This is a genomic window from Candidatus Electrothrix sp. (assembly GCF_052785085.1).
In genome coordinates, this window is the sequence record NZ_JALAAI010000112.1 from 1 (window position 1) to 12,440 (window position 12,440).

The 12,440-nt window shown below is 46.3% G+C and carries 11 protein-coding genes; 5 read left to right on the forward strand and 6 right to left on the reverse strand.

Annotated features, from left to right (window positions below; all coding sequences use genetic code 11):
- Positions 1 to 124: 124 nt before the first annotated feature.
- On the reverse strand, positions 125 to 1,564 hold the full coding sequence (locus L2082_RS15240) for a restriction endonuclease (protein WP_446009376.1): 1,440 nt from the start codon (positions 1,562 to 1,564) through the stop codon (positions 125 to 127).
- A gap of 394 nt (positions 1,565 to 1,958) precedes the next feature.
- Here L2082_RS15240 and L2082_RS15245 point away from each other — a divergent pair, with 394 nt between their 5' ends.
- From L2082_RS15245 to L2082_RS15265, 5 genes are all read left to right on the forward strand, one after another.
- Positions 1,959 to 2,237 carry a hypothetical protein gene (locus tag L2082_RS15245; RefSeq protein ID WP_446009377.1) on the forward strand — a complete coding sequence of 93 codons (279 nt, stop codon included), beginning with the start codon at positions 1,959 to 1,961 and terminating at the stop codon, positions 2,235 to 2,237.
- 300 nt (positions 2,238 to 2,537) lie between these two features.
- Positions 2,538 to 3,329 carry a hypothetical protein gene (locus tag L2082_RS15250; protein ID WP_446009378.1) on the forward strand — a complete coding sequence of 264 codons (792 nt, stop codon included), beginning with the start codon at positions 2,538 to 2,540 and terminating at the stop codon, positions 3,327 to 3,329.
- A 40-nt stretch (positions 3,330 to 3,369) separates the two neighbouring features.
- Entirely contained in the window at positions 3,370 to 3,879 is a 510-nt protein-coding gene (locus L2082_RS15255; protein WP_446009379.1) for a methylated-DNA--[protein]-cysteine S-methyltransferase, read from the forward strand.
- A 112-nt stretch (positions 3,880 to 3,991) separates the two neighbouring features.
- Positions 3,992 to 4,846, forward strand: coding sequence for a M48 family metallopeptidase (locus L2082_RS15260; protein ID WP_446009380.1), 855 nt, complete (start codon positions 3,992 to 3,994; stop codon positions 4,844 to 4,846).
- 88 nt (positions 4,847 to 4,934) lie between these two features.
- Positions 4,935 to 5,804, forward strand: coding sequence for a class I SAM-dependent methyltransferase (locus L2082_RS15265; RefSeq protein ID WP_446009381.1), 870 nt, complete (start codon positions 4,935 to 4,937; stop codon positions 5,802 to 5,804).
- A gap of 13 nt (positions 5,805 to 5,817) precedes the next feature.
- Here the strand turns inward: L2082_RS15265 and L2082_RS15270 are convergent, their stop codons facing one another.
- The 5 genes from L2082_RS15270 to selA form a co-directional block, all read right to left on the reverse strand.
- The gene (locus tag L2082_RS15270) at positions 5,818 to 6,900 is read right to left on the reverse strand and encodes a type IV pilus twitching motility protein PilT (RefSeq protein WP_446009382.1); all 1,083 of its coding nucleotides are present in this window, start codon (positions 6,898 to 6,900) and stop codon (positions 5,818 to 5,820) included.
- Between the two features lie 137 nt (positions 6,901 to 7,037).
- On the reverse strand, positions 7,038 to 7,634 hold the full coding sequence (locus tag L2082_RS15275) for a hypothetical protein (RefSeq protein ID WP_446009383.1): 597 nt from the start codon (positions 7,632 to 7,634) through the stop codon (positions 7,038 to 7,040).
- Positions 7,635 to 7,712: 78 nt separating this feature from the next.
- The gene (locus tag L2082_RS15280; protein ID WP_446009384.1) at positions 7,713 to 8,399 is read right to left on the reverse strand and encodes an LOG family protein; all 687 of its coding nucleotides are present in this window, start codon (positions 8,397 to 8,399) and stop codon (positions 7,713 to 7,715) included.
- Between the two features lie 11 nt (positions 8,400 to 8,410).
- Positions 8,411 to 10,579, reverse strand: a complete 2,169-nt coding sequence (locus L2082_RS15285) for a tetratricopeptide repeat protein (RefSeq protein WP_446009385.1) — start codon at positions 10,577 to 10,579, stop codon at positions 8,411 to 8,413.
- A gap of 123 nt (positions 10,580 to 10,702) precedes the next feature.
- Complete coding sequence (gene selA / locus L2082_RS15290) at positions 10,703 to 12,106, reverse strand: L-seryl-tRNA(Sec) selenium transferase (RefSeq protein WP_446011926.1); 1,404 nt, start codon at positions 12,104 to 12,106, stop codon at positions 10,703 to 10,705.
- Positions 12,107 to 12,440: the final 334 nt, after the last annotated feature.

Genomic DNA, 12,440 nt, shown 5'->3' on the forward strand with positions numbered 1-12,440 from the left:
AGGAAATAGACCAGGTCGCAGTGAACCGCGGGCTGTGAAGCGTCGTCCAAAGGCCTACCCTCGTTTGACAGTACCAAGAAGACAAACGGCGTAATCCTGTGGTCAACCACTTAAGGTCGTGCCATTACCCTTCATCCCCTAAAATCTGCTTGGACAGGGCATTGATACAGCCGATAAGCTTTGACGCATCATCCGTGTTGATTTCGCTGTCTTCATCGGCAATCATCTTCTGTATTGCCGGGGTAATATCTCCCTCGTTCAGGGTCAGAATCAGCACCTTGTAATCGGTCAGCAGACCCTGTTCAACAGCCGCCCCGAAACCGATTCGATAAATTTCCTCTCCGTACAGTTCCGGGTCATCCATAGAGCAGAGCACCGCGTTTTCCCTGGCTGCCCTGCTCTTTGCATCATCGGTGTACAGCCGGGGCGTGGCGGTCATATAGAGCCGTTTATCAGCCTGCAAAAAATCATTATCATGCACCCGGATAAAGGCGGATTCATCCTCCCCGGCAATGGCAACCCCGGTTGTCCGGTGGGCTTCATCACAGATGATCAGGCCGAACCTGCCGAATGTATCACCGGCCTTGATCAGTTCCTGCTGGGCCTGGGCAATCACTTCAATGGATTGATAGGTGGAAAAAACAACCGTCATGCCGGGCCTGTTCTGCTCCCGGATGCTTTGAAACTGGCGGAGGATGTTTTTCACGTTGGTGGATGCGGGCAGAGCCAGATCCACCACACTGAACCGGTTCTGATCCTCGTTCTTTTTCTTTTTGCGGGAAACTTCCGGATCGGAACAGATACAGATTGGATGCAGAGGAACGCTTGCATAGGCTGTCCATTCCCGCAGAGTCTGGCCCAACAGGGCGATGGAAGGGACAAGGAAGAGCACCGGCCCCTTGCCGTTGGTTTCGTTTTCCGCAATACGCAAGGAGGTAAAGGTTTTTCCGGTACCGCAGGCCATAATCAGCCTGCCCCGGCTGTTGCTTTTGAAATAGGCTTCAGCAGCTTCCAGGGCTTCCCGCTGATGGTGCATAAGGTCGCGCTGACAGAGCCGGGCCTGTTCACCACTAATGCCCTTGTCCAGCTGTTCCCAATCCACCGGGGCCTCAACAAGGTCATGTAAATTGATTCGAGTTACCTGGGGTTGCTGGTTGGTAATGGCTTGGGTTGCCTTTGCGCCCCATTTATTGGTGGTGGAAATCCAAAGGCGTTGGGAAAAAGAGACGGTTTGCCCTTCTTCATTACTGAATGTCCGGCCCGACGTGGCAAGAAAGGAATCCACAGCGGGCTTGTCGATCCGTGCGCTTTCCTGAAAGCATTTACATTGCACGGCCCAATATTCATCGCTGCCGGTCAGGGCAACAAGATCAATGCCGGTATCACTGCCCCCTAAGTCTTCTCTTCCAGGAAACTCGTTCCACAGCCAGACCTTTTCAAGGTTGTCCGCATATTTTGGGTCAGTCAAAAGATACGCCTGCATAAGGCGTTCAAAACGCTCGCCTTTGTCGCGTTCAGAAAAGGAAATACTGCGGTATTTTTCAAGGATTCTGTTGAATGACATAGTGCGGTGAACGGGCAAGAGGTGTTGTATTGTACGGCCTGTATGAAATGGGGTATCATAGCGGACTGAACGGCGGGGCGCAAGATGGATTAACGAGAACCATAGAAAACGACTGGGCAAGATGAAGCCACCCGGTCACTCTGAGCAGATCGCACCCTGATTCATGCTATCTGTTTTTGTTTTAATATTTGATACCATCAGTGGTGAGCTGTATTCTGGCAATCAGCATCAACAAGAGTTTTTTTGACGTTAAAACAACTATGAAGTAGCAAGTAGAAAACAAAAATGTTATACCGAAAAAAGTATAGAGATATAACACGATGGCGGAGTGTAGCAGAAAGATAATTGGGTTAAGAATATTTGGGTATCGCAACTAAAAAACGAGGTGGAACTGATGAATTTAATTAAAACAACTGTAAATAATCCTGATGGACATACTGATTTACCCTGGTTTGAAATAAGAGGATCAAAGGTTTATCCCACGGTCAGTCACCCGGCAGGGTATTCCTCTGTTCCATGGTATGAAATACACAATGATGAAATCTATTCTACAGCTGACCATCCCAATGGTTATTCAGGATTACCCCATTATGAAATAAAAGGAGGTAAGATTTATAATACAGTGAATCATCCAGAAGGATATAGTGATGTACCTTGGTTTGCAATTATTTAATCCAACTCCACATAAAGTAAAAGTAAATTTGTATAATTGATGGTATGTTTCTCTTCTCTTCCTTGTTTTACCGGATGCATGCTCAGTGTTTGGCCAGTGCTGCGGCCATGACACTTTTTATTGACTTTTTACATCCAACATGTTTTTTTAAATGCATTTAGTTAACAATTTTGTAAGCAAAGTGGCTCAATTCGGTGTCATTTTATCGTTAAATCGAACTTGCTTGCGTAGCCTTAAGCTTCTTTCTTGTTCGACGATTAAAACTATAGGTAGCAAGGTTTCTCATGAGAGTTGAGTACGATGAAAAGGAAAGATATAATAAAAAAAACAGCAACAGAAGCAGGGATCAGCACAGTAAAAGCTGAAAAACTGGTAAATGGGATAGCGGGCCTTCTTCTTAACGAATTATATAATTTTAAAGGTAATATAGAAACGAAATATAGTAGGCCACATTTCAATATAATCAGATTAACTGAATATATGATATCAACACCAGCAAGGCGGCAGATGATTGTTAAGAATCAAAAAAGAAAGAAATCTTTGTTTGTTGAATATTACAACGAAGCAAGTATTGTTATTTCAAAATTTATCTCTGAAGAAATAAATGAAGAGGGATATTGGGAAGAGTGTCACAGGATAAATAATAAAAGGATATACACGGATCTCTCAGAAGTAAATCAAAGTATGTGTATCTTTTACTTAGAAGAGTTTGAAAAAATAATCTATGATGTGCAGTTTGATAAATACAAAAAAAAGACAGGTAAAAAGAAGCAGCAAAAAGCCATGCTTCACAGGTTAAAACTAGAGGTAAATCCAGAAGTTTTGCTTTGCGATAATAACGGGAAGACAAATGGAGCTGTAAAATTAATCTTTGATAATAAACCAAAAGAAAAATTAGAACGTGACTATCTCTCTACCCTTTTACTGCAATACATGAAATTATTATATGGAGTTCATATTAAAAATACTGATTGTTATATTATAGATATATTTGGGGGGGTTATAGACACGGCCCCTGCGTCGTGCAAGAAAATAATGCTTGATATTAAAGCGGCATGCGACGAAATAAAAGATACATGGAAAAGGGTATAAAATATACGACCCTCTACCCAAAAAAAATGATAATGCATATTTGGCAGGTTCGACAACTCTGAACAGGAAATATACACGATGGCACTCTGCGTATTGCGATATCATTCTTGTTGCGGAGCAGAAGAAAATTATATATCTCCATCTTGAGACAGGCCAGGGGAAAAGAACATTTTCTCTTGATCCGGCCTGGGAAGAGGATGCCAGCTATCCAGTCTTTCAGGAGGCAATAAACCAGCTTCAGATGTACTTTTCCGGGTCTCCTGCGACTTTTATTGTACCTCTCCATATTGAGGGCACGGAATTTCAAAAACAGGTGTGGGCAGAGCTGATAAAAATCCCCTTTGGTGAACAGCGAAGTTATCAGGATATAGCAAAGGCAATAGGTCGTCCCCGGGCGGCCCGGGCTGTTGGCGCGGCAGTTGGTCGTAATCCCTTACCCCTGTTCATTCCCTGCCATCGTATCATCGGCAGTAACGGAGCGTTGACCGGATTTGCCTTCGGGCTTGCGATAAAAGAGGAGCTTCTTCGTCTGGAGGGGTGGAAAAAGTGATGCGTTTTACCTGAAGGAAGTAGCGGGTAGCATCTATACGGTAACCTGCCGTTGCTTCATTGTAATGTATTTTGTCGATTTCCTATTATTTCTTACTCTTCCTCTATCTCTCATGCGTATAATCACTCTTGTTCTTCTCTGTTTGTTGACCTTGGGGACAGCTGGCTGTGAAAATACCGATATGATGCTTGCCACAGATGCAGGTATTGATGCGGTTAAGGCCGTTGCCTTGACAGATAAGGCGGTTCAGCGGATGGCTATGAAATCGTCAGCCTATGCTGATAGTAAAAAACGAGTTGCACCTCCCACCAGTACATATGCCCGGCGTCTTAAACGGTTGGTGGGGGATCATTATCAGGAAGGCGAATTGACCTTTAATTATAAGGTCTATTTGGCCCAGGAAGTCAATGCCTTTGCTATGGCAGACGGGACAATCCGGCTCTACAGTGGATTAATGGAGATGTTTACCGATAATGAGTTGCGTTTTGTTATTGGTCATGAAATTGGGCATGTGGCTCTGAAGCATATTCATAAAAAACTGAGGTTGGCCTATGCTTCCAGTGCGGTGCGCAAGGCTGTTGCTGCCACCGACAGCACGGCAGGAGAAATTGCCCGTTCTCAGTTGGGTGACTTTGTCCGGAAACTTATGGGTGCCCAGTTTTCCCAGCTGGAAGAAAAAGAGGCTGATGATTACGGCCTTGCCTTTATGAAAGAAGAGGGATATGCGCCCCAGGCAGCAGTTTCTGCTCTGAAAAAACTTGCCACCTTGGGAAATAATCATTCCTTTTTGTCCAGCCATCCTGCACCAGGTAAACGGGCGGAGCGTTTGCAAGGGCAGCTCGAAGGCAAGACGATTACTGTTGAAGAGCAAAAAAAAGGCTTATGGGCAAAGGCTGTGGGGATTATAGTCTTTGTGGTGAACCTGATTGTGGGGCTTGTACGTTGGCTTGTTGGGTTACTTGGATGAGGTAGTCAGGTGAGGGGAACCTATGTTCTCGCCGCAGATTGAAAGTATTACGTTTGTTGCGAAAAAAATGTCCCTGCTTGGGTAGCCCATGAAGGGTAAAAAACAGAGTTTTAAAGAACGCATTGTTGTAAAAGCCTCTGGTGACGATGCGATTGAGCAGGCTCAGGAAATAGCAGCCCGGCTTGGCTTGTCATGGGAGCCTGCTCCATGCTCTTCGGCTTGCATGTCTGAAGCAACAGAACAGGATTTGTTGGTGCTGAGGGTGAGCAGTAACGGCCTGGAGTTGATCAAAGCAGATGATCCTAAGCTGAGTGGTGCAGTGCGGGTGGATTTTACCACAGGTCGCACTGCCTTTCGCAGGAAGCAGCAAAAAAAAGAATTACTGGTGCGGGCAGTAGAAGGGAAAGGGAAGACACAGCTTAAAATCATTGATGCCACTGGAGGGCTGGGCAGAGACAGTTTTTTGCTTGCGGCAGCTGGGCATCAGGTTCGTATTTTTGAACGACAACCGGTTATTGCGGCCTTACTTGCCGATGGACTGGAGCGGGCGGCGGAGCATCCTGAGACAGCAGCAATCTGCCAGCAGATCCTGCTGACTATGGGGGATGCTGTTCCGGCCCTGAAAGCTATGCAGGAAATCAGAGCAGGTGAGGGTGAAGGAGGCAAGGAGAGTGTTGATGTGGTGTACCTGGATCCTATGTTTCCAGAGCGGCGCAAGTCAGCCTTGGTAAAAAAAGAGTTGCAGCTGCTTCAGTTGTTGGCAGAGATTGAGCAGTCCCCTGAACAGTTACTGACTGCTGCCCTCCTGGTGGCAGAACAACGGGTGGTGGTGAAGCGGCCCGTAAAAGCGTCATTTCTCACAGAGCGTTCACCGTCCTATTCTTTATCAGGCAAAACAGTTCGCTTTGATGTGTATCTTGGTGGATTGCTCAGCCGGAACAGAGTATCTTCCGGCTGACCAGAAAAACCGGCTATGCATCCGTGAAATCGGAAGGTGGCTTTTTCAGGAATTTGACAAAGCGTTTCTTTTCAATGCAGTTTACATAGGCATCGTCTGCGCTGATGATTCTCTTTTTCAGGAGTTCCTCAATGGTATCATCTAAAGTAGCCATGCCGTATTTCTTTCCGGTCTGCATGGCTGAGGGGATTTGATAGGTCTTGGCTTCACGGATCAGGTTACGGACTGCTGGGGTGGCGATCAGGATTTCCTGGGCCGCAACCCGACCTTTTTTATCAATCCGTTTAAAGAGGTTTTGGGAAATAACCGCTTTGAGCGCATCTGCCAGTGTTGAACGAACCTGCCCCTGTTGATCTGCCGGAAAAATTTCAATAATACGGTCAACAGTCTTCATGGCATTCATGGTATGGAGGGTGCCAAAGACCACATGGCCGGTCATGGCTGCCTCCATAGCCAGGGCAATGGTTTCCAGATCACGCATCTCACCAACCAGGATGACATCCGGGTCTTCACGCAGGGCACCACGCAGGGCTGCGGTAAAGCTTTTTGTATGGGTGCCCACCTCACGATGGTTGATCAGACATTTTTTACTTTTATGAACAAACTCTATAGGATCTTCAACGGTCAGGATATGATCGCTGCGGGTGTTGTTGATCTCATCAATAATGGCTGCCAAAGTGGTTGATTTACCCGAGCCAGTAGGGCCGGTAACCAGGACCAAGCCCTTGGGCAGGGTGGCCAGCTTGGTGATGACCTTGGGCAGTCCCAGCTGTTCACAGGAGAGAATCTCACTGGGAATTTCGCGAAAGACCGCTGCAATGCCGTATTTCTGCTGAAAAAAGTTGGCTCGATAGCGGGCGAGTCCGGGAATATGATAACCAAAGTCAATATCTCCGGTTTCCTCAAAGAGTTTGATCTTGGGCTCCGGGCAGATCTCATAGAGCATGGCCTTGAGGTCATCATCATCCATTGTCTTATACTTGACCCGCTCCATATCGCCACGAATGCGCAGGATGGGCTGCTGACCAGCAACCAAATGCAAGTCAGAGGCCCCCTGATCGTTCATCAGTTTAAAAAAAGCATCAATCTGTGCCATTCTCCTTCCTCCTTTAGCAAAGCCTCGGGTTTGATTCCTGTAGCTTGCAGTGTATTAAAAAAAATATTTAAAATAGTTGAGGTCGATACCTCGCCTCAAAGGGCGGGGCAGATTATTACCGGGTTACTTATTACCGCTTATCGCTTGGGTGAAAGCATTTCAAACGACTTTGAAAATTTATTGACAACATAGGGCGCAAAGAGTGTGAGTCCGGCTGTCAAAAACGTAACGACCTTATCTATCCCGTCCGGCATCTTTCCTGTTTTGGCAAAATGGAACAGGGCAACGGCACCAAAGGAAAGAAAGAGAAACAGAATAGCTATGGTTCCCATGAGAGCAACCATTCGGCTGCTGCTGGCTTGCATTTTTTTTATAAGAACAGGTTGATTGTTTTCATCCAATAAAGGTGTTCCGTCTTTTTCTCGTTCGGTGACCTCAACTTTTTCGGACAGGGCATCGGCAAGAGACCATTGAGCATTGACGAGCGCAGATCGTATAAGAAGCATAGACACGATAGAACTTAGCATACCGAAGAAAATAACACCGTAGACAAAGCAAGTACTCGGAACCGGGGCAGGGGCTGTCTCGCCTGTTGTTTTTATTGAAGCGGGTTCTACGGAAATGGTAGAGGTGATGGGTTGTTTTCCTGTCGGTTGCTCCATCTGTTGGGCCAAGACGGGCGAGATGATCCACAGAAAAAAGTATGAAAACAATAAGAAAAAGATGATTTTCATTCTCCCTCCTTTTTGACAATGTGATGGGTGTGTAATTTTCATGTTTTGTTGTCCCGCCCTGGAGGGACGGGATGTAAGTTATAAGATCACGGTTCGACGAATAAAGGCGACAATGTCATCCACATCATCCAGTATTTCAAAGAGCAGGAGATCTGCCTTGTCAATTGTGCCGGTATTGACCAGCTGTTCTTTAATCCAGTCCACCAGCCCCGTCCAAAAAGAGGAGCCAACAAGAATGATGGGAAAGGGCTTAATTTTATGCGTCTGGATCAGGGTCAATGACTCAAAAAGTTCATCTAAGGTGCCAAAACCGCCTGGTATGCAGATAAAGGCCATAGAATATTTAATAAACATAACCTTACGGACAAAGAAATACCGGAAGTCCATAGGCAGGTTTACATACGGATTTGAATGCTGCTCAAAGGGCAGGTCAATATTCAGACCAATGGAAATACCCTGTACATCAGATGCGCCCCGGTTGGCTGCTTCCATGATGCCCGGACCACCGCCAGTGATGATGCCATAACCATTTTCAGATAATCGGGCAGCTATGGCTCGGGTGATTTTGTAATTCTCATGTTCTTCCGGTGTCCTGGCGGACCCAAAGATGCTCACTGCCGGGCACCCTATAGAGGACAGGGTGTCAAAACCTTCGACAAATTCGGCAAGGATCCTGAACATTCGCCAGGTATCATCATTATCAATGTTGTTCAGGAAGTATTGATTGTTCCTTTTGAACTGTTGTTGTAAAAATCTTGCAGGCATACTCTTTCCTCCTAAGACTGGGACGAGATACGCATCCGGGCCGCGATTCTGGCTAAACCTGCCAGAGCCTCCTTTTTTGGGATCTCAGTACTTTTTTTCAGGCTGACTATTCGTTGGAAACCCTGCTGTGCCCGGCGCAGAGAACCAAGTTCTTCATATAGTATAGCACGGAGAAGGAGTGTTTGTTCATTATTTTTTTGCAGTTTTAAGGAGGCTTTGACGTTTTCCAGGGCTTCGGTATGGCGTCCAAGATGGTGCAGAGCCTGTGCGCGTCTGTACAGATGAAGTGCATCTCCGCTATCTGCGGTGATGGCTCTGTCACAAAGACTCAGTCCGACCTCCACCCCCTGATCCTCCAGAACATAGAGAAGTCCCAGCATGCTTTGACTGTCTGCATTTTGGGGATATATCTGTAATGAGCGTTGTAAGGCCTTGATGGCTTCGTGATGTTTTCCAGCTCCCATAAAAGCTTCACCTGATAAGCGAAAAAAGATGAACTCGCTGGGTTCCCCATTGCGTTCCTTCCACTCTTGTAACAGGCTGACAGCTTTTGCAAAATTTTCCATCAGGCAATAGAGTTTGCCAAGCTGGAGATAGAGTTCAATAGAGGCCTGGTGCTCATGCTCCTCACAGTCTATTCCCTGCTCAAAACAGCTGATCGCCTCGTCAGGTCGTCCCAGGAGGCGGCAGCTCATCCCTTTATTAATCAGGGCCATATAATTCTTTGGCTCTTGTTGTAACACCTGAGAAAAACAGGCTTCTGCCTCGCGATGACGGTTAATTTCAGCCAGGGCTACTCCCAGGCTGTTGAGTAAGTTGACATCACCAGGGCGTATTCGTAATCCTGCCTTATACTCTCTGATGGCCTGTTTATAATCGCCTTCATCAAAATAGAGATCACCACTTACATTATAACTCAGGGCATTAAAGGCAACCACTGCACCTTTTGGGTAAAAACTGGCATGAAGTATTGCTTTGCGGCAGCTTCTGATGCAATCTGTCTTGTTTGTGCCAACAGTGGGCCAGTGACAGAATCCTATTGAGGGAAGGAGTTCAGTATGCTCTGTGATTTTTTGACGGAGTTCTTGAGCCTCCTTTTTGAGGTGAGCAAGAGAGCGTTCAGGTAGGAGAATGAGTTGCTCATAAGGATTGATTTGATGAGAGGAACTGGAAGCCGGAAGAAATGGGTTGAGATCAGGACAGGTTGGGGCCTTATGTTTATTTTGTTTTTTTTGCGTGCCCTGTTCTTGAGCTAAGGAGACCAGCAGCAGTCCGAACTGATCAAGTCGTCGCCATTTTTTTTGTAATTCCCGGATAAGCTGAGGTTTGGGTAAAGCAAAGGGGTGTTGTTCCTTTCTGACAAAAAAGGCCTCATCGCAGAGGCTGTACGGGCCGCGCCGTTCTGCTTCAGCCAGGATAAGTTGGCACCTATGAAGGGTTTCCTGTGGGCTATATGTGTTGGATAAAGAGGAAAAGCCTATATGTACTCTTCGAAGACCTTCCCGTTTGAGGCGGGCAATAAGACGGTGAGAAAAATCCAGGCAGGCGCTGCGGTTACTGATATTACAGACAGCAGCAAACAAACCGTGTCCCAGTGAGAAGAGTGGTTCCTCAATCAGGCTTCGGAGAAGCGCATTTACCTGGTGTGTTTTTTGGGAATTCCCGGCAAGGGTACGGGTGGCTGGAACAGTGGCGATCAGAAAGAGGGTGCGTTGGCAGGGTTCTGTTGCAAGGAGGAGTGTCAGGGCCCGACGGTTATAGAAAGCTGTGTCTGGATCAGTGTATATCTGTCGAATGCTGCAGAAGCGCTGGATAATTTTTTTTTGTAATTCGATAAGCCATTCCTGGGCCATTTTGCGTAGAACAGCAGGATCAACATCAAAGACAACCAGAAAAATGTTTTCATCCTGAGCTGTACCCAGGGGGATCACCAGGAGATCTTTCAGGACAGCAGGAAGACATGCTTTTTCCTGGTCTGCTTTACTATACCAGGCCTGTAGTTTTTTTAACTGGTCTGGAGTAAAAATTTTCTCTGAAGGGCAGGTTGAATCGTGCAGCCAGAATCCTGCTGAGGCCGGGACTGGGAGGAGTTCTTCCAGTTCAAGAAGCAGTGGTTGAGATAATATCAATCCATCATCAGCCTGAAACCCTTGTTCGCAGATGGGATCTTTAAAAAGCATATATTGTTCCTGGTCAAATCATATGGAGAAGCTCTGAATTGCAGTTGCAGGGCAGAGATTCAGCTGTACTCTACTGTCGTTGAGGACTGTGAAGGGAACACCGCTCGGCAGCTCGAACATTGCTCATGGTTCGGCAGCAAGAGCTTGGCGCAGGCCTTTATCAATCAGGTGCAGTTCATCAGATCTGATAGTCCGCATGTCCAAGAGGAGGCGATTGTTTTCAGCCCGGCCAATAATCGGTATCTCCAGCGCACGCAGCTTTTGTTCAAGACGATTGAGCGTCATGGTAAGGGGTTGAAGAACAACTGCTCTGCTTTCCAGATCTTGTTCAGGCATGGCTCCGCCTCCGACTTGGGACATAACTTCTGCAACCTGTACGGTACAGCAGTCCTTGAGACTTTTGTGTAAGACTTTGGCCAGCTGTTCAGCTTTATTATGGACCAGCGTAATTGGGGTAGAGATCATATGCAGCGTTGGGACACGTTCAAACACTGTTTGAGGATCCCGGTAAAGGCGGAGAATGGATTCAAGGACAGAAAGGGTAAATTTATCAATACGCATGGCCCGGTTCATAGGATTTCTTTTAATCTTTTCAATAAAATTTTTACTACCAAGAATAATACCTGCCTGTGGTCCACCAAGAAGTTTATCGCCGCTAAAGGTGATCACGTCCATTCCTGAAGCGACCACTTCCTGGACAGTGGGTTCTTTTTTGAGTCCGTAGGGGCTTAGGTCAACAAGGCATCCGGAGCCGAGGTCTTCCATCACTGGGAGTTGGTGTTTTTTGCCCAGGCTGACAAGTTCTTCGTTATTAACCTCTTTGGAAAAACCAATAATCCGATAATTGCTGGTATGCACTTTGAGGAGCAGACCGGTTTCTGGGGTAATTGCATTCAGGTAGTCTTTAAGATGGGTTCTGTTGGTGGCTCCGACTTCAACCAGCTTGGCCCCGCTACGTGCCATGACATCGGGTATACGAAAGGAGCCTCCTATTTCAACCAATTGCCCCCGTGAAACAATTACTTCTTTTTGCCGGGCAAGCGTCTCCAGAGCGATAAGCACAGCTGCAGCATTATTATTGACAACAAGGGCTGCTTCTGCACCGGTGAGTTCACAAACGAGCTTTTCAACAAGGGAATAGCGGCTCCCTCTTGCTCCTGTTGCCAGGTCAAATTCCAGGTTGGAATAGTTGCCTGAGGTTTCGCAAAGTTGGTTCAGGGTGTCGCTTGGCAGGACAGAGCGTCCTAAATTCGTATGAATGATCACTCCAGTTCCATTAACAACCCGGCGAAAAACAGGCTGATGAAGTGCTCTGATCGTTTCTTTTATAGAGGTAAGTAAGACTGAAAGTTCCAAATCATCAGTTGTGATATCATGTCCTTGCAGTACTTTTTGGCGTTGTTGATCCAGAACCGCCCGTATACCTTTTTTAAGGAGCATTGCAGGAATGGTTTCGAATTCTGGGTCTTGCAGTACGGCGAGGAGACATTCGTCAACGCTTGGTATAAGTCGTAATATTTTTTGCATAGGGTTCTGTGTAGTTTTCTGACAAAGAGGCAAAAGGTGGTGCGATGAAATCAAGAACTTCCAATTGTACATGTTACGATATACTTTGATTACAAGGCAATGAGAAAATATAGATGGTTCATTTTTTGCGAGAGTTCTTCTGACAGAAAAAAAAGGCAGAGAGTGGTAAAATTCCCATTGACAGCAGGTGATGTTTTCAGTATATTTGCGGCTCGTTGCTTGTGACTGACGGAGTTCATCACGGAGCAACAAAGAGCAGTTAGAAACAGCAGTTAAAAATTGTCAAAGCTCGAAAATAAAAGTTGACTGTAAAGTCGAATTACATTAGAGTGGC

What these genes read in the sequence shown, in the direction of transcription:
- L2082_RS15280 (WP_446009384.1), bottom strand. Translation starts at nt 8,399, where the DNA reads ATGCCTGCAAGATTTTTACAACAACAGTTCAAAAGGAACAATCAATAC.
- L2082_RS15245 (WP_446009377.1), top strand. Translation starts at nt 1,959, where the DNA reads ATGAATTTAATTAAAACAACTGTAAATAATCCTGATGGACATACTGAT.
- L2082_RS15260 (WP_446009380.1), top strand. Translation starts at nt 3,992, where the DNA reads ATGCGTATAATCACTCTTGTTCTTCTCTGTTTGTTGACCTTGGGGACA.
- L2082_RS15270 (WP_446009382.1), bottom strand. Translation starts at nt 6,900, where the DNA reads ATGGCACAGATTGATGCTTTTTTTAAACTGATGAACGATCAGGGGGCC.
- selA (WP_446011926.1), bottom strand. Translation starts at nt 12,106, where the DNA reads ATGCAAAAAATATTACGACTTATACCAAGCGTTGACGAATGTCTCCTC.
- L2082_RS15250 (WP_446009378.1), top strand. Translation starts at nt 2,538, where the DNA reads ATGAAAAGGAAAGATATAATAAAAAAAACAGCAACAGAAGCAGGGATC.
- L2082_RS15265 (WP_446009381.1), top strand. Translation starts at nt 4,935, where the DNA reads ATGAAGGGTAAAAAACAGAGTTTTAAAGAACGCATTGTTGTAAAAGCC.
- L2082_RS15275 (WP_446009383.1), bottom strand. Translation starts at nt 7,634, where the DNA reads ATGAAAATCATCTTTTTCTTATTGTTTTCATACTTTTTTCTGTGGATC.
- L2082_RS15285 (WP_446009385.1), bottom strand. Translation starts at nt 10,579, where the DNA reads ATGCTTTTTAAAGATCCCATCTGCGAACAAGGGTTTCAGGCTGATGAT.
- L2082_RS15240 (WP_446009376.1), bottom strand. Translation starts at nt 1,564, where the DNA reads ATGTCATTCAACAGAATCCTTGAAAAATACCGCAGTATTTCCTTTTCT.